General features: G+C 48.0%; 18 protein-coding genes. 5 read left to right on the forward strand and 13 right to left on the reverse strand.

What is annotated here, in order from left to right:
- Positions 1 to 14 precede the first annotated feature (14 nt).
- From AOA63_RS07600 to AOA63_RS07640, 9 genes are read right to left on the reverse strand one after another with little or no spacing between them, the layout of a single operon-like run.
- On the reverse strand, positions 15 to 2,012 hold the full coding sequence (locus AOA63_RS07600) for a (Fe-S)-binding protein (RefSeq protein WP_139061521.1): 1,998 nt from the start codon (positions 2,010 to 2,012) through the stop codon (positions 15 to 17).
- A 1-nt stretch (position 2,013) separates the two neighbouring features.
- Positions 2,014 to 2,964, reverse strand: a complete 951-nt coding sequence (locus AOA63_RS07605; protein ID WP_053959136.1) for an electron transfer flavoprotein subunit alpha/FixB family protein — start codon at positions 2,962 to 2,964, stop codon at positions 2,014 to 2,016.
- A gap of 5 nt (positions 2,965 to 2,969) precedes the next feature.
- Positions 2,970 to 3,737 (reverse strand): electron transfer flavoprotein subunit beta/FixA family protein, encoded by a 768-nt coding sequence (locus AOA63_RS07610; RefSeq protein WP_053959137.1) that lies wholly within the window; start codon positions 3,735 to 3,737, stop codon positions 2,970 to 2,972.
- A gap of 25 nt (positions 3,738 to 3,762) precedes the next feature.
- Positions 3,763 to 5,046, reverse strand: coding sequence for a (Fe-S)-binding protein (locus tag AOA63_RS07615; protein ID WP_242848293.1), 1,284 nt, complete (start codon positions 5,044 to 5,046; stop codon positions 3,763 to 3,765).
- A complete protein-coding gene (locus AOA63_RS07620) occupies positions 5,024 to 5,731 on the reverse strand; it encodes a hypothetical protein (RefSeq protein WP_053959139.1) in 708 nt (235 codons plus the stop codon). The genes AOA63_RS07615 and AOA63_RS07620 overlap by 23 nt, the downstream gene beginning before the upstream one ends.
- On the reverse strand, positions 5,731 to 6,792 hold the full coding sequence (locus AOA63_RS07625; RefSeq protein ID WP_053959140.1) for a CoB--CoM heterodisulfide reductase iron-sulfur subunit A family protein: 1,062 nt from the start codon (positions 6,790 to 6,792) through the stop codon (positions 5,731 to 5,733). The genes AOA63_RS07620 and AOA63_RS07625 overlap by 1 nt, the downstream gene beginning before the upstream one ends.
- Before the next feature lie 43 nt (positions 6,793 to 6,835).
- Positions 6,836 to 8,035 carry a heterodisulfide reductase-related iron-sulfur binding cluster gene (locus tag AOA63_RS07630; RefSeq protein ID WP_053959141.1) on the reverse strand — a complete coding sequence of 400 codons (1,200 nt, stop codon included), beginning with the start codon at positions 8,033 to 8,035 and terminating at the stop codon, positions 6,836 to 6,838.
- A gap of 44 nt (positions 8,036 to 8,079) precedes the next feature.
- Positions 8,080 to 8,766, reverse strand: a complete 687-nt coding sequence (locus AOA63_RS07635) for a 4Fe-4S dicluster domain-containing protein (RefSeq protein WP_053959142.1) — start codon at positions 8,764 to 8,766, stop codon at positions 8,080 to 8,082.
- Positions 8,767 to 8,792: 26 nt separating this feature from the next.
- The gene (locus AOA63_RS07640; RefSeq protein ID WP_082343824.1) at positions 8,793 to 9,260 is read right to left on the reverse strand and encodes a DsrE/DsrF/DrsH-like family protein; all 468 of its coding nucleotides are present in this window, start codon (positions 9,258 to 9,260) and stop codon (positions 8,793 to 8,795) included.
- Positions 9,261 to 9,463: 203 nt separating this feature from the next.
- Between AOA63_RS07640 and AOA63_RS07645 the strand changes: the two genes are divergently transcribed.
- Both AOA63_RS07645 and AOA63_RS07650 read left to right on the forward strand, forming a co-directional pair.
- Positions 9,464 to 9,832, forward strand: coding sequence for a hypothetical protein (locus AOA63_RS07645; RefSeq protein WP_197648381.1), 369 nt, complete (start codon positions 9,464 to 9,466; stop codon positions 9,830 to 9,832).
- Positions 9,833 to 10,187: 355 nt separating this feature from the next.
- Positions 10,188 to 11,519 carry an FAD-dependent oxidoreductase gene (locus tag AOA63_RS07650; protein ID WP_053959143.1) on the forward strand — a complete coding sequence of 444 codons (1,332 nt, stop codon included), beginning with the start codon at positions 10,188 to 10,190 and terminating at the stop codon, positions 11,517 to 11,519.
- A gap of 84 nt (positions 11,520 to 11,603) precedes the next feature.
- Here the strand turns inward: AOA63_RS07650 and AOA63_RS07655 are convergent, their stop codons facing one another.
- Positions 11,604 to 12,608 carry a fibronectin type III domain-containing protein gene (locus AOA63_RS07655; protein WP_139061522.1) on the reverse strand — a complete coding sequence of 335 codons (1,005 nt, stop codon included), beginning with the start codon at positions 12,606 to 12,608 and terminating at the stop codon, positions 11,604 to 11,606.
- Positions 12,609 to 12,878: 270 nt separating this feature from the next.
- Between AOA63_RS07655 and cimA the strand changes: the two genes are divergently transcribed.
- The 3 genes from cimA to AOA63_RS07670 all read left to right on the forward strand — a co-directional run bounded on the left by cimA (position 12,879) and on the right by AOA63_RS07670 (position 16,638).
- Positions 12,879 to 14,465, forward strand: coding sequence for a citramalate synthase (gene cimA / locus AOA63_RS07660; protein WP_053960651.1), 1,587 nt, complete (start codon positions 12,879 to 12,881; stop codon positions 14,463 to 14,465).
- A 189-nt stretch (positions 14,466 to 14,654) separates the two neighbouring features.
- Positions 14,655 to 15,461, forward strand: coding sequence for an ABC transporter ATP-binding protein (locus tag AOA63_RS07665; RefSeq protein WP_053959145.1), 807 nt, complete (start codon positions 14,655 to 14,657; stop codon positions 15,459 to 15,461).
- Positions 15,462 to 15,540: 79 nt separating this feature from the next.
- On the forward strand, positions 15,541 to 16,638 hold the full coding sequence (locus AOA63_RS07670; protein ID WP_053959146.1) for an ABC transporter ATP-binding protein: 1,098 nt from the start codon (positions 15,541 to 15,543) through the stop codon (positions 16,636 to 16,638).
- A gap of 66 nt (positions 16,639 to 16,704) precedes the next feature.
- Here the strand turns inward: AOA63_RS07670 and murQ are convergent, their stop codons facing one another.
- From murQ to AOA63_RS19740, 3 genes are read right to left on the reverse strand one after another with little or no spacing between them, the layout of a single operon-like run.
- A complete protein-coding gene (gene murQ / locus AOA63_RS07675; protein ID WP_053959147.1) occupies positions 16,705 to 17,604 on the reverse strand; it encodes an N-acetylmuramic acid 6-phosphate etherase in 900 nt (299 codons plus the stop codon).
- A 33-nt stretch (positions 17,605 to 17,637) separates the two neighbouring features.
- Positions 17,638 to 18,192 carry a 3'(2'),5'-bisphosphate nucleotidase CysQ family protein gene (locus tag AOA63_RS07680; RefSeq protein WP_242848372.1) on the reverse strand — a complete coding sequence of 185 codons (555 nt, stop codon included), beginning with the start codon at positions 18,190 to 18,192 and terminating at the stop codon, positions 17,638 to 17,640.
- A complete protein-coding gene (locus AOA63_RS19740; protein ID WP_171822652.1) occupies positions 18,120 to 18,455 on the reverse strand; it encodes a hypothetical protein in 336 nt (111 codons plus the stop codon). Before AOA63_RS19740 ends, AOA63_RS07680 begins: the two co-directional genes overlap by 73 nt.
- Positions 18,456 to 18,579: the final 124 nt, after the last annotated feature.

The following is an 18,579-nucleotide window of genomic DNA, read 5'->3' on the forward strand; positions in this document are numbered from 1 at the left end:
TCTCCTCCTTGATTTCATTTCATAGCGACGGCTGTTTCAGGAACAAGCAGTCCCACGGCCTGAGCCAACAATTCTGCGACATCGACCACCTTGATGCGGTCTTCATTTCCCGTACTTTGCACGGCCGCCGAAAACATCGACATGTCTTTAGGACACGCCACCACAAAGTAGTTCACATTGGGTAAAGCGACGGCTTCGCGAATGCGGTTGTCGGCTGGACGCTCTTTCACTCCCACCTCTTCCATCCAAATCCTGCCACCGCCAGCGCCACAGCAAAAACTGTTAGGACCATGCCTCGGCATCTCCACCAATTCCACGCCCATTTTTTCCAACAATTGCCTGGGAGCGTCAAAAACCCGGTTCCAACGGCCTAAATAGCACGGGTCATGATAGGTGACACGAATATCCAAAGGGGCTGGGGACAACCGTCCTTGTTCGATCAAATCTAAGAACGCTTGGGTATAATGTTTTATGGGTTTCTCAAATCCAAATTTGCGATATTCGTTTCGCAGCGCGTTAAATGAATGCGGATCCGTGGTGAAAATCTGGTTGTATTGGGCCTCTTCCAACCATTTCAGATTTTTATGTGCCAAGGTCTCAAATAATCCGTATTCGCCCATACGCAAAGCCTCATTGCCCGCATTAGACTCCCCTTCATAGAGAATCCCGAAATCGATTCCCGCGCGTTGCAACAGTTGCGCCACCAACCGCGAGAGCTCTTGAAGCCGGGGATCATAAGACGCAAAATCGCCAACAAACCATAGCCAATCCACTGGTTCCTTGCGTGCATCTTTGATAGCTACGTCGAGCCCTTTCGTCCACGCCGGTCGTTTACGCTGCGGCTGGCCAAAAGAGTTTCCCTGACGATCCCAACCCACAAGCACCTTTTGACTGTTCTTATCCACATCGCCATCTTCAAGTAGAGCCGCACGCAAACCGGCAATCTTGGGAACGTGTTCAATAAATACGGGGCAAGCTTCCTGACAAGCTCCACAGGTTGTGCATGACCATAATTCTTCAGCACTAACGACGCCTCCCGCCAATGGCTCGGGCTCTGCACCCGATAATTCCCGGCGTAAGGCATCTCGCAGTTCCAAAATGACCATTTTTGGCGATAGTGGTTGCCCAGCAGCATGGGCCGGACAGACGGCTTGGCATCGTCCACACTCCGTGCATGTAAAAAGGTCTAATACATCTTTCCAGTTCATGTCCTCGAATGTCCGAATGGCCATCCCTTCGTCCTCTTTCATGGGCGGCACAAGTTCCCCATGGGGCCGCGTCTTATGCAAGAAGATACTGGGAACAGCCAAAAAGATATGGAGATGTTTTGAGGTCGGTAAATATGCCAAAAATGCTAACACCATACCAATATCCAAAAGATAGCCCAAAATGTAACCAGTTTCCGCAACGCTTGGATGATAAGCAAGACCTGTACTCATCCACACATGGCCTAACGCGTAGCCCAAAAAGCCCCAGGGATCCAACTGGGCATGCACATGATACAAATACGGCGCTGCGAAGGGATAAAAGGATTCATGAAGAATAATGCCAATCATGATGATTCCAATCATCCCCAAGATAATGTAACCATCTTTCTCATCCGACCCGTGATAACGTTCCGGTTTTATCACAGCTCTTTGATAAACGGCCAGCACCAATCCCACTAAAACCAAGACCACCCACAGGTCAACAGCAAAGTCTAACGGCGCATCCAAATGGAATCCAGGCACAAAAACTTGGCCAATGGCGTCAACGATATCAATAAACAACACCACGAATCCACTGAAAATAAAGAAATGAAGAACGCCAGATAACCGAAGACGCAATAATCTTTTATGGCCAAAGACCTGGCCCAGCATAAAGCTGAGACGGCTGGGCCAGTTGTCCAAACGGTTAGTCGAGCGAGCTTTTTGCATTACCCGAAAGATGGGGAGCATCCGAATAACGAAATAAACGCTTGCCGCGACAAACATCAAGATGGTTAAGGCCATTAAGATGTCTTGGCCACTCACGCTACTCCCCCCTTAGTCGTTCCGCTAAGACCGGCATTAATTCCAACATATCCACGGTTGTACCGTAATGCGCGACATCCATAATAGATGCATTTTCATCGGTGTTAACCGCAATAATCAAATCGGCATCGCGCATTCCTTGGAGATGTTCGGGAGCACCGGAAATACCCAACGCGAGATACAATTTAGGCTTGACAGTTTGTCCTGATTTGCCTACTTGACGTGCTTTAGGAAGCCATCCGGCATCCACCACAGGACGGGAACAACTGACCACGCCGCCTATAGCTTCAGCCAATTCTTCTACCAGGGGCAAGTTATCGGGACTTTCAATACCCCGTCCCACACTAACCAAAATGTCTGCTTTGGTGATATCCACATCACCTTTTTCGGGTTCGATAGTTTGCAAGACACTCATGGTTTGGGGCACGTCAAAGGATAGGACTTCCACTTCTGGGTCACCTGGTTCGTTATAGGCAGCCCATGCGCCGGGCATAACCGTTAGCACGGCCCCTTGATCCGGAACACGGATCTCTGCCATGAGCTTACCAGCAAATACCTGGCAAGTGGCCACGAGTTCATCGCCATTTATGACCAGATCACTACAATAAGCAATCAGAGGAAGGTTTTCCCGGGCAGCCACCCCTGCCCCCAAATCAAGTCCTAAAGTCGTATTAGACATCAAGGTTATATACGGGTGGACTTGCTCAATGATGCCGCTTAAAACCTTTTCATAGGCCAAAGGATTGTATTGGGTCAACAGGGGATCCGATACCGCTAAAACCCGGTCCACCGCGAGATGTCGGAGGTGGTCCTCTTGGTCGGGTCCAAATCCCACTGCCACCGCAGCAACACCCAATTGAGTGGCCAATTCGCGCGCCTTGCCGACCAGTTCCCTGCTAGATTCGGTAAATCCTGTTTCACCATTTTCCATCATCACCAATATCGGCCCCATAACATTTACCTCCTCACTAAATTCCGTTCTTGCAGAATCTCGATAATGCGATCTGCCACTTCCTCCACATCACCATCGATCATTTCGGCATGGCCAGCTGCCACGGGTTTGTAAAACCGGCGAATTTCCAATGAAGGCACTTCTGGCATAGCCATCTCAACCTCTTCAATTTGTGCCGATTTGGCCACCTGACGAACCTTTGCAATTGAAGCATAGCGAGGAGGCTTTCGGGCGGCTTGTATTCCAATGACAGCCGGTGTCGGTGTTTGAATTTCGGCGACGACACCCCCGGCATATTCCTGACGCAAGATTACGGTGTCCCCGGTGACATGCACTTCGGTGACAACGGAAGCGTGAGGCCATCCTAGAATCCCTGCCACGAGTCCCGGTATCTGACCGTCAATATCATCAATCGCTTGCACACCCGATAAGACCAAATCAAAATCCTGTTGGCGAATGTAATCACTCAAAATTTGAGCGCGACTGCGGTTAGAGAGAGAGGGATCAAAATCCCCGACCAATTTGACGGCATGATCAGCACCTTTAGCCAACGCTGTATAGAGCATGTTGTCGCTATCGCCGGTATCGACAGTGACCGCAGTCACCTCTGCACCCGATTCTTCTTTAATCAAAAGCGCCTCTTCTAAAGCTTGATCATCCCATTCACTAGGCACATAGCTCATATCGTCATAGAGGATTTCCCCTGATTCCTCGTCCAGCGCAATGTCTTCCACTAAATCTGGTACAGCTTTTAGCAAAACCGCTATCTTCATATCCGTGTTCGTCCTCCTTGTCGGGTTAAAGAGTCATCACAAGATCATCAATTAAGCCCATGCTGTAAGCCACAAGTTCAGCGATATCCATAACGGCAAGCTTTCCGGCATTACCAGTTGACTTCACCGCATCTTCAAAGCGAGGCACTTCATAGGGACAAGTTACAGCTAAAATTTCGGCACCATATTCGACGGCTTCACGCACGCGTTTTTCTGACAGCCGCTGACTCGAGTAGTCGCGGGTAAAACTATCCAGCCACATGCCGCCACCACCTCCGCCGCAGCAATAAGATGTTTCGCGGCAGTGACCCATTTCAACCAGTTCAGCACCAGGCAAGGCATTTAATAATCGCCTAGGTGCCTCGTATTCACCATTGTGGCGTCCTAAGTAGCATGGATCATGGAACGTGATTCGTTTGGGAATGTCCCGGACAAAGGCCAGATCGGGCAGGCGTTCTGAGAGGTATTGGGTATAATGCTGTACTGGCCATTCTCCACCCATTTGGGGATATTCATGGAGAAAAGCGTTATAGGCATGGGGATCTGTGACGACAATCTGATGAAACGTATATTTCGATAACGTCTTAATGTTGTGTTCCGCCAACATCTCAAATAATCCCCGTTCGCCCGCCATCCGTTGGGAATCTCCCGCGCATTTCTCCTCGGTCCCTAAAATGCCGAAATCGACGTGGAGAGCATTAAAAATTCTCGCGAGTGCAACCGAGGCTTCTTTGCCACGGGGATGATAGGCGGGATAACATTCGACAAACCACAACACGTCAACCGGAGCTTTTTTCTGCGACATAATGGGCACGGGAACACCCGCCGATTTTGTCCACTCCGCTCTTTTACGGGGAGATTCTCCGATGGGATTGCCATAGCGTGCCGTGTTTTCGAAGGCCGTTAACAACTCTTCTGGCGCTTTGCCTTGTAAGACGGCTTGTTCTCTCACTGCAGGCATAATCTTGATCATGTTTACTTCTTTGGGGCATACCCGTAAACAGTTACGGCACGTCGTACATAACCACAAGTCAGGCGAGTCGATTAAGGAAGCTCCCAATTGGGTACGGCGAAATATTTTTCGGGGTGAATAATCTCCTACAGTATCCACCGGACAAACCGCAGTACATTTACCGCATTGATAGCAATATCCGAGAGACTCCGCGCCCGGTATGCTGGTGATTTCGTCTAACACGGACAAATCATATTCGGATATCGCACGCGGGACAAACATCCGATTCCATGAACCAGACAACTCGACCCCGTCGACAATTGCAACGTCTAATTCAATGGCTTTTGCTTTTTGCAACGACATAACCCTCCCATCTTGGAATCCCTAAAAGGCTAGCCACCACTTTAGGAAAAGGCGGCAAGACCTGGGTAAATTCATCGGTTAAACGCCATGATGTCATGGTAAAAAGATAAACTGCGTAAACCATGGCCAATGCCACGAGATGTCGGTAAGGAGTGTCGATCCAAGATAACCGGTGCCAGCCGTCTAGTATCTGTTCCGTAAACTGTCCTGCCTGATTCATAGCCCCATAAAGGTTGCGAAGATCTGTTTTTAGACAACTGGGATCGCTTACAATCAAAGCCACAGCACCGGTTTGACTGTCAGCCCGGTACATCCACCGGGACCACCACACATAATCATCAGGATAGGAATTGGCGAGCCAAAATGTTGCCCATTCCCAGAGCCAAGCGGGAGCCTGATTTTGGACCAAGATATCGACAACCTGATTTGGACGGTGCTCAACAGCTTTTCGAATTTGCTGTTCTGTCTCAATCCATAATCCGTGTTGCTCGGGTTTGATGCGAGCAGTAGCCGGTACTACGCGCCAACAGTAGACATCATCATATAGGGCTGTCATGACGGATTGGGAGCGAGTGATTAAAACATTGTTCCAGCCCCGGAAGTCAGTTTCCGAGATAAACGATTCTGCTTTATCCAAAAATTCCGCCATCGCTTCGGCATCAATGACGAGGGTGTTCATTAGACTTCGAGAGTTAATCGGTTCAGAATTCCGACGGCCTTAGCGGCGGCTGCCGCACCCATTGACACAGAATCCTCAATGTCTTTAGGACCTGCCGCAGCACCAGCCACAAAAATCCCCGGGACAGGCGTAGAAACGGTATCTAACGGTCCCCCAACCACTTGAAGAAAGCCGTGGTCCTCCCGAGGAATCTGAAAAATCCGGGACATTTCTACGGTCCCTTTAGAAGGCTCCATTCCTACGGACAAAATAACCAAGTCCATCAACACTTCCATGGGACGTCCCATCGTCGTATCTTCGCCTTTAATCAACAATTTATCGCCCTTACGAATGATTTCGGTAACAATGCCGCGGATATAGTTGACTTTATACTCCTCCTGCGCTTTCCAATAAATCTGATCTTCCCAAAAGCCATACATTCTCATATCGATATAAAAAATGAACACCTTGGCATTGGGAAGCATCCGCTTAATTTCGATGGATTGTTTGGAAGCAATTCCACAACACACCTTCGAGCAATATTTATTTCCGATCTGCCGGTCCCTCGATCCTACGCACTGGATAAATGCCACCCGTTCAGGAGGCAAACCGGTCGATGGGCGAACAATTTTTCCCTCCTTAAACATTTTTTCTGCATCGACCAAAGTAATGACATCGTCATATTCGTAATACCCATACATTTGAGTTTCGCGACCCGGATCGAAATGTTGGAAGCCGGTCGCCACGACGATGGCGCCCACTTCTTCCACCGATTGCGCCCCATCAGCGCTCTCTAATGTGACATGAAAGGCTCCGAGATTGCCTTCACTTTTCACGACGCGGGTATTCAATCGCACATCGACCGCAGGATTATTTCGTACAGCATCCAACATGTGTTCCATCGCGTGTTCTGTTTCTTGCAAATCCGGGGTCAAGCTCGCATAGGACGCATACGGAGTGCCCCCTAATTGATCCTTCGTTTCAATTAACATGGCACGTTTCCCTAGCTCCGCAACGGTACGCGCCGCTTCAAGTCCTGCCGGACCAGCACCCACGATCATGACCGTATCCGCTTTTCCCATGGATTCTATCTCCTACCTTTCCTTTTCCGACCGACGTTTCAATTTAGAGGACATGCTCCCACGTCAGGTATTCCATCTCACCATGCTTAATTTTTTCGACATCTGCTTCAAACTCAGCCCAAGCTCTTTCCACGTCAATCCCCATCTTGTGCAATAAAGGCCGATAGTCTACCGCATGCCAATGGAGCTGACACACCCGGAAAGGATGGGCCCCCACCGCCAGCGCGGCAAATTGCGACTCAGACATCACCGGAACCCCTACGTTACGCCCATGAGCTTGCGCCGCAAATTGACTTTTGTCGAGAGAAGTAACACATCCTGTGTCATGTGTGAGGACAACGTCGGGATTGGCTTCCTGCTTCATAACTTCAATCTTTCTCAATGTGGCAAAGCTACGGGTAAAGTCCCGTTGCACCAAAATGTGGCGAAACCCAAATCCACAACAGTCATACCATGTTGAATAATCAGCCACCTGAGCGCCAAGTTCTTGGACAACAGCCGTTACTGCCGCTGTGCGTTGGCCTCCATAAATCTCGGGATCGTAAATAGCGTCACCGCTTTGCAATTTGTAATAATGACAGGCAGGGTGAACTGTGGCAGTAATCTTAGACAGATCGAATTGCACCCGTTCTGATAATTGCTTGCGCACTGCATACATCCACTCGCTGTAATGAACAATTTCTTCCGGCATCACAAAAGGACGGCCCAATTTTTCAATGATGGCCCGGACTTGCCGGCGCAACTTCGCATCATGCACCAATTCATGACGGACCTCTTTGTAATGGCCAAAACTGGTTCCGCAATGGATGAGAGGATAATAACCCGTTTCATAGGCTGCCGAGAAATTTCGCATGGCTACGGCTGCCTGAGCAGCCTGATTGGAGGTTGCGGAGGCGTAATAATTCCATGCTGTACACGAAGTTTGATCGCGGGGATCGAAATAATCAAATCCTAACAAGCGGTTAAGCCAGAATATTGACGTGGAATATCCAGGAATGTGCCCACATTGCCCACAACTTTTATGATGCCAGGTGTGTTCCAAAGGGATTTTCTTTTGTCGGCCAAATTTTGTCGGGGCAAGATAATAAGGTTCTGGCACGGGTTGCACGATCCACTCGCCTTCCCGTCCAAGTTCCCAGATGGCTTCGCGCAAATCCTCATCGCGAACCGTCTCCGGATCCCGTTCAAAAACACGCGATGTCTGGACTTTTGTGCCGGCCACAGGAATATCTATCGGTTCCATCACATTCTCCTCCCTCATCAATCTAATCGTCACACCATTCGGAATTATTCAGTCGGTAATCCGCTCTCTTCTAAGGCATCGTCCATAATTTCCTCCATGATGTCATGAAGGCCCTCATCCAGCTCTCCAATCATGTCAAGCGTTCCCGTCATTTTCCAAATCGCATACAGTTCATGCATCGTACGTTCTTCGACTTGCCATGAAAGACCCGTTGTGTGTAATGTTTCTGGAGGCAAAGCCCGGCGCCACACATCTAAATTCTGCGAAACCGCTTTGACCTGGGGACCCCAGTCGGGAAAAGCATCTTCTTGCAGCATATCAGGTGACACTTGGGTTCCAGTAGTCATGATCTTGTAAATAATGCGAGTATATCCGGCCAACGCTTCTTTGGTTGTTCGTAAACCGTTTTTGACGGCCACTTCACGCATAATCGTGATGAGACCGCCAGGACTATTTTGGCGCGGGCACCGGTTGCAGGAGAAACATTGGGAACAATTCCATACATCGTCATTTAACTGCTCATAAAAAAGTTCAACATCTTCGCGGGCTAAAGTTTGTGCAATTTTACGCGGTGAAAAATCATAGAAGCGCGCCGAGGGGCAAGCTGCCACACAAATACCACATTCATAACAGCCATACAGATACGTTTTATAACGGGGATCCGCTTTTACCTCGTCGAATAACCGTTGCTTTTCTTCTAACGCGACCTCAGCATAACGATCAGAGGGCATTATTCTACCTCCTTAGCCTCTATACCTTAGACAAATAGAGAAATCTTGGCATCGCGGGCAAAATCCAAAAAGGTCGCGGCCCCTACCACATCCTCCACCTCAGGAACCAAATCCTCGCGTTTTACGCCGAGAACATCCATAGACATTTGACACGCCACCATGTGTACACCCAGTTCCTTGGCTTCCGACACAAATTCTCTAATTGACATGACATGAGAGTTAGCAAACTGATTTTTCATCATCGAGGACACCATTTTTGTCCCAAATGGCACAACACCTGCCACTTTTGCTAACGCTGGCATTCCTGGATTGCCGGCAATAGATACGGACAGATTATCAATTTTGTCCTTATGGATGACGTCGAGGCCCCAAAACGTAAAAAACAACATACATTCCATATCAATGGCGGCAGCAGCCGTCGCCAATATGAACGGGGGATAGGCCATATCCAAACTGCCCTTTGAGACAATAATGGCTAAACGGTCTTGTTCCACGAGATTTCCCTCCTTTATCACTCTGATCGCCTATGTCTTATTGTCTAGTTCTTTAGACTGATCTAATGATATAGTGTTTAAAGACAAAATACAATTCATTATAGATTTTGTGAATTCATTAACTTGTTTTATTTAAACTGTGTCATTCACATCTTAACTGTTGTTGGACATTGCCCTATCAAAAATCGAGGAGAGGAATCATTGTGAAAACGCTGTCAGTAAGCCTTTTTCGACTAGATGAGTGGGTTCCTGGATTTTCCGAAATATTAATTGCAGTCAACCAATCGTTGCGCAATATTAACCGTGGGAAAATGGATTTTTTACCTTATAGTAAAACCATTGAATCATTTGAATGGTTTATGGAAGCTCTATTAACACCGCAAGGCGAAAACCGTCCCCCGGCAGTCGGCCATTGGCAAATACGGATCACGCACTGCCATGATCTGCCCGATATCCTTTTACAAGGAAAATCCCGCAATAATGAAGAACGCGGCCTGTTAGTTTTTTATTGCCCGGATTCTCCTTGGCAAGTCCAGGCATTACAGTGGCCCGAGACTCACCCGGAAGAGTAAAAAATAGATCCAGTCAAGAAAAACTATGGTTTAGAAGCTCACAATCCCCTACGGTATGGAAGAGGGTCTATGACCAAAGAAAATATGTTAGGAGAGAAGGTAAGTACGAAGAAGACCACATAATGACGATTAATCCGTTTGAATGCTCGTCATATCTTTGCGAGGATATTCAGGGATATAAAGATGGCTTGAACAAACAAAACTGTTGCGTACGTTCAGTAATTCCTTTCATGAGATTATGAGTTCAAATCATTAGTTCATTAGTTCAAAGGAAGCTTGTTCTTATGAGCTAATTCTGCTACGCTCACCCACATATCCGAGAAATTTGATATTTCCCCGATTTTGAGGTGATTATGTGAACGTGTTAAACCATCGCGTAGTGATAATTGGAGGCGGACCTTCCGCTATCGCAGCCGCTCTTGAAGCGAAAAAATTTACCCATGATATCGTCATGATATCGGCTGAACCTGTTGGAGGAAATGCCGTTTTACACAGCTTAGTTCCTAGCAAAGCGTTAATCGAGGCAGCCCATCATCGACAATATTTCACCCGCTTGGGGGCTGACCCCGATGTCATGACCCTTTCTCAGGTAATGCATCTCCAACAAGAACAGATAAAAACTCTTGTAGAAACGACTCAAAAGGCATTAAATCCAGTGCAAATCGTATCCGCCAATGCGCATTTGGAAAAACATGACGGGGTCATTCATGTTGTGACCGATTCCCAACAGCATTTTGTCGGCGACACCGTCATCATTGCTAACGGATCCCGCCAACGCCTCATTCCCGGCGTTAAGCCGGACGGCCAGAACGTGCTCATTCCTCGAGCATTCCACACCCTAAAGAGCATTCCCCGGTCTTTAGCCATCATTGGTGCAGGAGCCACAGGTCTTGAGGCGGCATCCCTATTTGCGCACTTCGGCAGTCAAATCACGCTCTATACTCCCCTTCCCGAATTATTGCCGCAATATTCCCCAACCCTGCGCCACATCTTCACCAATCATTTGAACGATTTGGGCATACAGATGCAATTTAACCGGCGGGTCACATTGCTCGCGCGAAATGACGAGGGAATTATGATTCAATGGAATAACCCCGAAACCGGCGAAATAGGACAGAATGTTCATCCCACGATATTTCTTGCCACCGGACGCGAAGGCATGTGGACAGCGGATGAGTTGGTTCATCTTGGGTTTCATGTCGATCCACAAGGGTTTTTTATCACTGATGGGATAGGACAAACCAATATTCCGCATGTTTATGCCGTCGGTGACGCTCAAGGCCGTCCTCTCTTAGCAAACAAAGCATTGTGGCAAGGAGTCCAAGCTGTGCGCCATGCCTTTGATCACTCAGTTACCACTCCTCCCCAATTCGTGGAAGCCATTTACACCATACCAGAACTGGCACGGTTCGGAACGGTAGATGAAGACCATTTGGAGATTTGGGAAGCCAAAATAGACCATCCTTTGATGTACAAACCGTTTTTGGTTGGCCGTGAACCGGGCCTTCTTCGAGTTTACACTCACCATGATCATATTGAGGGAGCTGAAGCCATAGGCACTCAAGCCGCAGATGTTGTCAGCCTCTTGGCTATGGTCAGTGCTCAGGTACCATTGCCGAATTTAATCCAGAATGCGGCGGCGAGTCCCACCATGTTGGAATGGCTACAACATCTTACGCGTATTTAACATCTCAATCTCAAAACAATATTGTGACAAAGAAAATCACAACCTCGTTGGCGTCAGGTTGTGATTTTCTCTTATCAGAACCAATTAATGGAGCGTGGAAGAAGGTATCGCCATCCATTGACCAAGATTGTTGGTCAGCGCAATGACCTTGCCATAACCATTCATCACCACAGCATTAGCAGGCAAGTTGGCAACAGTCCCAGTAAATAATTGATGGTGCCATGTGCCTTGGTGATACCACACTAAAACGTTGGTGGTGGTGACCGATCCCGGTACTAAAGAGACGAGGGTCTTCTCTTTAAGTGGCATTGGCAACACTGTTAACTGGTGAGTCGTCTTCAATACATGCACCGGTAAACCAGCAAGCGTCCAACTCACCCAGTGCTTCGTCAGCCATGTCGAGTGTGAATCACTGGACGGAATATATAAGGACGTATAGAGAACGCCATCAATAGCGAAAGCGAGCGAATGATAGGTCTTTTGGGTCGGGGCAAAAATCCCCAATCCTCCTTGAGTCCATGCCGTCGCCTGGACTGGCACGGCGCTTTGTTCCACACGTTGGGCGATCGTGGAAGGCGCCAAATACGTTTCCCCACTGAGCGCTTGGGTCATAGGACCTTGCCCGGCAGCATTTATTGCAGCGATCCAATAGGTATACTGCGTGCCAGGAAGAACACCCGAATCCACAAACTCCACCTCATGGGTGCTCTGGATAACTTGGCCAATTTTTTGAGCCTCTGCAACACTTTGATTCCCCGCTACCCGATAAACCACGTAAGCACTGGCGTGGGGAACCCGTGTCCACTTAAGAACAACCTGAGACAAGCCCCACGATGCCACAATGTGGCCCGGAGCTTGACTGGGAGGTTCTTTCGGGATAGCCTTTGCTTGCCGCATCGTAGCTTGTTGCGCTTGGCTTAGTTGAGTCAATACAGGCCGCACTTGACTCATATCCGCCAACCATCCCGCGATAAAGGCCACTGGAACTAACAGCACACTCACCCCAGTCACTATCCACAGTACCCAGTGCTGGAACCGGGGTCTTTGCGAAAGATTAACCATCTTACCGACCTTTCCTCTGGCCATCATCTTATGATCGTATCATGATCGTCTTATCGAATTGTCGAAATGAGTGCTAATTTGTTAATACCGTTAGTATACTATACCGCTATATATTGGCAGGACGTGTTGCTAGAAATGCAGAAATGTTTTGATCAGGATTCAGAAATGATTTACACTTTACGGAACCAGCAAAATTCACACCGTAGTCTATTTATCATGCTCTCCGAATATTTTGGCTGGTCATACCCGAGGAACTATTGACTTCTTATACATCTTAAGGAAGTGATGGGATCATTGATGTCAAATCCAATCCAACTGTATGACACCACATTGCGTGATGGGACGCAAAGACGGGGAATCTCCCTCTCGGTCGAAGATAAATTGCAAATTACAAAACTCTTAGATGAATTTGGCTTCGATTATATCGAGGGAGGATGGCCGGCTTCGAATCCCAAAGATACCGCGTTCTTTAAAAGTGCGGGCCGTTATGTCAAACATGCAAAAATTACAGCTTTTGGAAGCACCCGTCGCCGTGGCGTGTTCGTGGATTCCGATGTGAATTTGCGTGCCATATTAGATGCTGAATGCCCCGCGGCCACATTATTTGGAAAATCATCGGTATTTCAAGCCACGAAAATTCTAGGATTGAGCCTAGAAGAAAATCTTGCCATGGTTGAAGAATCGATACAATTCCTGCGCAATCATGGTCTGGAAGTGATTTTTGATGCCGAGCATTTCTTCGATGGGTGCCAAGAAGATTTATCCTATGCGCTCGATGTGCTTAAAGCCGCTGAGAATGGTGGAGCCGCTTGGATCGTTTTGTGCGATACAAATGGCGGGAGTTTACCTGATCAAGTTCGAGAGTTTGTGGGACAAGCGCGCAATGTCGTGACAGTGCCGTTAGGCATTCATGCCCACAATGACGGCGGCTTAGCCGTTGCCAACTCGCTTGCCGCCGTTCAAGCCGGAGTGAGCATGGTTCAAGGCACAATCAACGGCTATGGAGAACGGTGTGGCAATGCGAATCTTTGCACCATTTGGCCTAATTTAGTGTACAAAATGAAATTACCTGCGGGCAATGAAGCCATGTTGAGGGAGCTGACCCGCTTATCACGTACAGTGGCGGAAATTGCGAATTTAATTCCGGACGATTCAGCCCCCTTTGTCGGCGATAATGCCTTCACTCATAAAGCAGGAGTTCATGTTGGTGCCGTGCGAAAATATCCTGAAGCTTATGAGCATATTCGTCCGGAACAGGTGGGGCAGACTCGCCGCATTTTGGTGTCCGAATTAGCGGGACGCTCAAATTTACTCTATCATTTTCAAAATCTTGACGCCTCATCGGAAACGGTCAAAGAGTTGGTGCAGACGGTTAAACGTATGGAAGCGCGCGGATATCAATATGAAGATGCACCCTCTTCCATGAAACTCTTGGTGGAACGGTCTTTAGGCCATGTGCCAGTATATTTTGACGTCGATCGTTTCCACGCGTCTGTCACCCACGATCAACGAACCATTGCCGAAGCAACGGTTCGCATCGTTGTGGGCGATGATCACTTCGTTGAAGTTGGTGAAGGCGATGGCCCTGTTCACGCTCTTGATGCCGCTTTAAGGCGTGCCTTGACACGAATTTATCCCGTTATTGAAGGATTGCGCTTAAAAGATTATAAAGTGCGGGTGCTCGACGGACGCGATGGCACCAGAGCATTAGTAAGAGTCTGGATTCGCTCAGAATTTCGGGATGAAACCGTCCAAACTGTTGGGGTATCCCGCAACATTCTGGAAGCTTCATGGCTAGCCTTACTCGATTCCGTCAATTATGTTTTGTGGATTTCCCATGCAGTTCCCGCAATTAATGAACACCAGCTCCGGCCTTCAAAATAGCGCAGGTCATCAAGGGACACATCGTTACAAACAGCGGTGTGACAATGTGTCCCTTGATTTGGTTTGCGGGCGCTGAGCAAACAAGCATTTGATGAAGGACAATCTTTGATCCCTGGTGTTATTCAAAAAACAACGCGGGTGACATGGCTATCCGAAAACGTGCAAAACAAAAGGAAGGAGACAATAACCATGGCACCACTTATCGAATTAGACCACATCAATTTTTCGCGCAATGGTCAAAATATCCTTCAAGATATTTCATGGCGAGTCGAACCGGGACAAAATTGGGCATTAATCGGCGCCAACGGTTCGGGAAAGACCACATTGCTCAATATTATAACCGGATATCTGTGGCCTTCTTCGGGGCACGTCAGGGTGTTAGGACATGAATATGGTCATGTTGATCTTCGTGAAATTCGCAAGACCATTGGATGGGTCAGTGTGTCATTAGGCGATTGGTTCTTTTCTCATCATGGCGACAATACGGTCTTACAAGTCGTGGCGAGTGGTCGGGATTCTTCGATCGGAGTCCCTTACCGCAATATCTCGGATGATACTAAGGCCCATGCTACAAAAGCGTTAGAAGCAGTCCGCATGGCAGACAAGGCCGAACGAGTGTACCGCCTCCTATCTCAAGGTGAACGACAACGCGTATTACTCGCACGGGCTTATATGGCATCCTTTCGCTTGCTCATTCTTGATGAGCCCTGTACAGGCTTAGACATTCCCTCAAGGGAAATGGTCTTGGACAGTATTGAACAATTAGCTCATGAAGGAGAAATTGCTCTGTTATATGTAACACACCATGTCGAAGAGCTCCGTAATACCTTTAGTCATGGTCTCCTCCTCGATCATGGCCGCATTCTGCAACAAGGACGCTTAGACCACGTCATTACCAACCAAACCTTGTCAGATGCGTTTGGGATGCCAATTGAAGTACAATGGGATCATGGACGGCCATGGGTAAAAGTCATTCACTCTACATATTTCCACTAGGAATGATGTGTGGCCCTGTTTCATAATAAGAGTGAATTGCTCGGCAAGTTCAGACATCATCAACAAAGGAGTCATTTCAATGGCTAGTGTCGTTCTACAACATGTAACCAAACGCTATGGTTCTGTCGAAGCCGTGCATGACGTCAATTTAAACATTCAAGACCAAGAATTTTTAGTCTTCCTAGGACCATCCGGCTGTGGTAAAACCACCACATTACGCATGGTGGCAGGTTTAGAAGAACTATCAGATGGAGACATTTTCATTGGAGATGAAAATGTGAGCCAAAAACCTCCCAAAGATCGGGATATTGCGATGGTCTTTCAAAACTATGCGCTTTATCCTCATATGACCGTCTATGAAAATATGGCATTTGGTCTGAAATTGCGCAAAACACCAAAGAGCGAGATTGACCGTCGAGTCAAAGAAGCTGCGGAAATTTTGGGATTAGGGCAACTGCTGACGCGTAAACCCAAGGAACTTTCCGGAGGACAACGCCAACGAGTAGCCCTCGGACGCGCCATTGTACGAGAACCGAAAGCCTTTTTAATGGACGAGCCGTTGTCTAATCTGGATGCAAAACTGCGCACCCAAACACGCGTAGAACTTAAAAATTTACACCGGCGTCTAGGCGCTACAATAATTTATGTGACCCATGATCAAACCGAAGCCATGACGATGGGAACACGGATCGTTGTCATGCGTGATGGCGTCGTCCAGCAGGTTGACACTCCCGACGGAATTTACAACAATCCCGCCAATCAATTTGTCGCCACGTTTGTAGGCACACCTGCGATGAACCTCATTAAGGGTACGGTACAAGTCCAGGGCGATCAGAGTGTCTTTCATGTCGGATCACAATTTATTGAGTTACCTGCGCGGATTCGGCATGCCTTAAGTAAATTGGGCAACAACCAACTCACCATTGGTTTACGGCCCGAGGACATTTTCTTACACAATCATCAAGAAACCTCTGCGGTCCTGAATGCAACGGTCCAAGTAATCGAACCCATGGGGCACGAAAATATCGTTTATCTCGATTTAGAAGGTCAGCCACTGATTGCGCGCACTGATAACTCGTGGCTCGCCCGCAGCGGTGATACCGTCAAGATGGCTATTAATCTTCCCCGGTTGCACGCTTTTGATCCCTCGACCGAAGCCTCTTTACTCTATTCATAGAATTCCATGACTGGCAAAAGCCGTCCGTGATACTGGACGGCTTTTGCTATACAGTCCACTCAAGAGCTATAAGAACGCATCAAGCATGCCTCGATGCTCGTTTAAAAGTTGACGGGCTTTCTTGGCTTCAACATGCAATAGATGCATTAAAATGGCTGTTTTCACTTCATATTCTGATTGCGTCAATAAAGCATCTGCGGTCGGATAATCAACATCGGCTGCTAACATAACAATTCGGCGAGCGCGTTCCCGCAATTTAAAATTTGTCGCTTTTACGTCCACCATCAAATTATGATAAGTTTTGCCAAGACGAATCATTGCTCCCGTCGACAACATATTCAGAACTAACTTTGTTGCTGTCCCGGCTTTCAAACGGGTTGAACCCATAATCATTTCCGGCCCGGTCGGAATGACAATGGTAATGTCCGAATATTGTTGTGTTTCGGGATCACGATTACAGTTCACCGAAATTGTACGTGCTCCCAATTGCCGGGCTTCTCGTAGTGCTCCCAAAACGAATGGGGTACGGCCTGAAGCCGACAACCCTACGACGACATCACCCTCATCGATACCATAATCCTTCATGGCATGCCGTCCCGCATCAACATCATCTTCGGCTCCTTCAACAGCATGTCGTATAGCCTCTTGTCCGCCCGCCATAATTGCTTGAATCATTGTGGGATCCGTATTAAATGTGGGTGGACATTCTGCCGCATCAAGAATTCCCAAGCGGCCACTGGTTCCTGCGCCAACATAAAATAAACGCCCTCCTCGTTGTAAGACCTCAGCAATCAGGTCAACTGCCTCGCCAATTACCGGAATCTGCTCCCCAACCAAAATCGGGACAGCTTGATCGGCCTGGTTAATCGCTCTCAACATCTCGACTGTACTGAGGTTCTCCAACCAGGGCATCGTCCGGTCCCACATCTCGGTTTCCAACCGTTCGATCGATTTATCGGGTTCCATAGAGATCCTCCATATTATGAAAATGCCATAGGTTTATTCTGAAAATGTTCCTTGACGGGTAAAATACTCTTGCCATGCTGCCCAATCTCCCACCGCCACAAATCCTTCGTTATGCAAATCGGGTTTATTATATTGAAGAGGATGCCCGAGAAAATCGACCACCTGGCCTCCCGCTTCAGCTACCAAAACATGACCAGCGGCACTATCCCATTCCATATTGGGAGTCAATCTCGGATAAACGTCATCACGCCCTTCGGCAATCCGGCAAAATTTTAAAGCACTCCCGACATAATCAATCGAACCAATGGCTATTTGGCTCCGGCGGACCCAATCTATCTCCGATTGACGGTGGGAACGACTGATAACAACATTAGCGGGATTCGAAAAACTATGACTATGAAGCCGGATACTGTCCGTTTTCTCTAGTCGGTAAGCCCCTTCATTTTTTATAGCCATGTACGTTATATCACCCACCGGCCAGTCAATGACGCCGATCACCGGCTGGTGGTTTTCAATTAGTGCCACATTAATCGTAAATTCTCCATTTCCCCGGACAAATTCTTTGGTTCCATCGAGCGGATCGACCATCCCATCCACAACCGCGGCCACTTCAGGCGGGTCTCATAATCTATGGTCTTTAGTTCCTCCGAAACCACAGGAATAGTAGAATCAACCTGGTGCAATTTTTCAATCAAGACCGCTTGAGAGGCTATATCAGCTTCTGTCACTGGCGAATGATCCGTTTTATATTGAACCTCATAAGCGCGTTTCATAATCGTCAGGATCTCCGCACGCGCGGCCTTTACCGCATCTAGCGCTCCCTGAGCCAATAGCTTCCATTCGGTCATCATGCACCATCCTCAATGTTCGCACCATAGCTGAAATCATCATTCTGACGCTCCGCGTTAATCATCGTAAGCCGATTGCCCTTAGCTATGATGTCTGATTGCCGCTGATATTGTGTCACTGCTTCTG

The organism is Sulfobacillus thermosulfidooxidans (genome assembly GCF_001280565.1).
GTDB classification, from domain to species: domain Bacteria; phylum Bacillota; class Sulfobacillia; order Sulfobacillales; family Sulfobacillaceae; genus Sulfobacillus; species Sulfobacillus thermosulfidooxidans_A.

What these genes read in the sequence shown, in the direction of transcription:
- AOA63_RS07620 (WP_053959139.1), bottom strand. Translation starts at nt 5,731, where the DNA reads ATGAACACCCTCGTCATTGATGCCGAAGCGATGGCGGAATTTTTGGAT.
- AOA63_RS07655 (WP_139061522.1), bottom strand. Translation starts at nt 12,608, where the DNA reads ATGATGGCCAGAGGAAAGGTCGGTAAGATGGTTAATCTTTCGCAAAGA.
- AOA63_RS07625 (WP_053959140.1), bottom strand. Translation starts at nt 6,792, where the DNA reads ATGGGAAAAGCGGATACGGTCATGATCGTGGGTGCTGGTCCGGCAGGA.
- AOA63_RS07665 (WP_053959145.1), top strand. Translation starts at nt 14,655, where the DNA reads ATGGCACCACTTATCGAATTAGACCACATCAATTTTTCGCGCAATGGT.
- cimA (WP_053960651.1), top strand. Translation starts at nt 12,879, where the DNA reads ATGTCAAATCCAATCCAACTGTATGACACCACATTGCGTGATGGGACG.
- AOA63_RS07635 (WP_053959142.1), bottom strand. Translation starts at nt 8,766, where the DNA reads ATGCCCTCTGATCGTTATGCTGAGGTCGCGTTAGAAGAAAAGCAACGG.
- murQ (WP_053959147.1), bottom strand. Translation starts at nt 17,604, where the DNA reads ATGGAACCCGATAAATCGATCGAACGGTTGGAAACCGAGATGTGGGAC.
- AOA63_RS07610 (WP_053959137.1), bottom strand. Translation starts at nt 3,737, where the DNA reads ATGAAGATAGCGGTTTTGCTAAAAGCTGTACCAGATTTAGTGGAAGAC.
- AOA63_RS07680 (WP_242848372.1), bottom strand. Translation starts at nt 18,192, where the DNA reads ATGGTCGATCCGCTCGATGGAACCAAAGAATTTGTCCGGGGAAATGGA.
- AOA63_RS07605 (WP_053959136.1), bottom strand. Translation starts at nt 2,964, where the DNA reads ATGGGGCCGATATTGGTGATGATGGAAAATGGTGAAACAGGATTTACC.
- AOA63_RS07630 (WP_053959141.1), bottom strand. Translation starts at nt 8,035, where the DNA reads ATGGAACCGATAGATATTCCTGTGGCCGGCACAAAAGTCCAGACATCG.
- AOA63_RS19740 (WP_171822652.1), bottom strand. Translation starts at nt 18,455, where the DNA reads ATGATGACCGAATGGAAGCTATTGGCTCAGGGAGCGCTAGATGCGGTA.
- AOA63_RS07670 (WP_053959146.1), top strand. Translation starts at nt 15,541, where the DNA reads ATGGCTAGTGTCGTTCTACAACATGTAACCAAACGCTATGGTTCTGTC.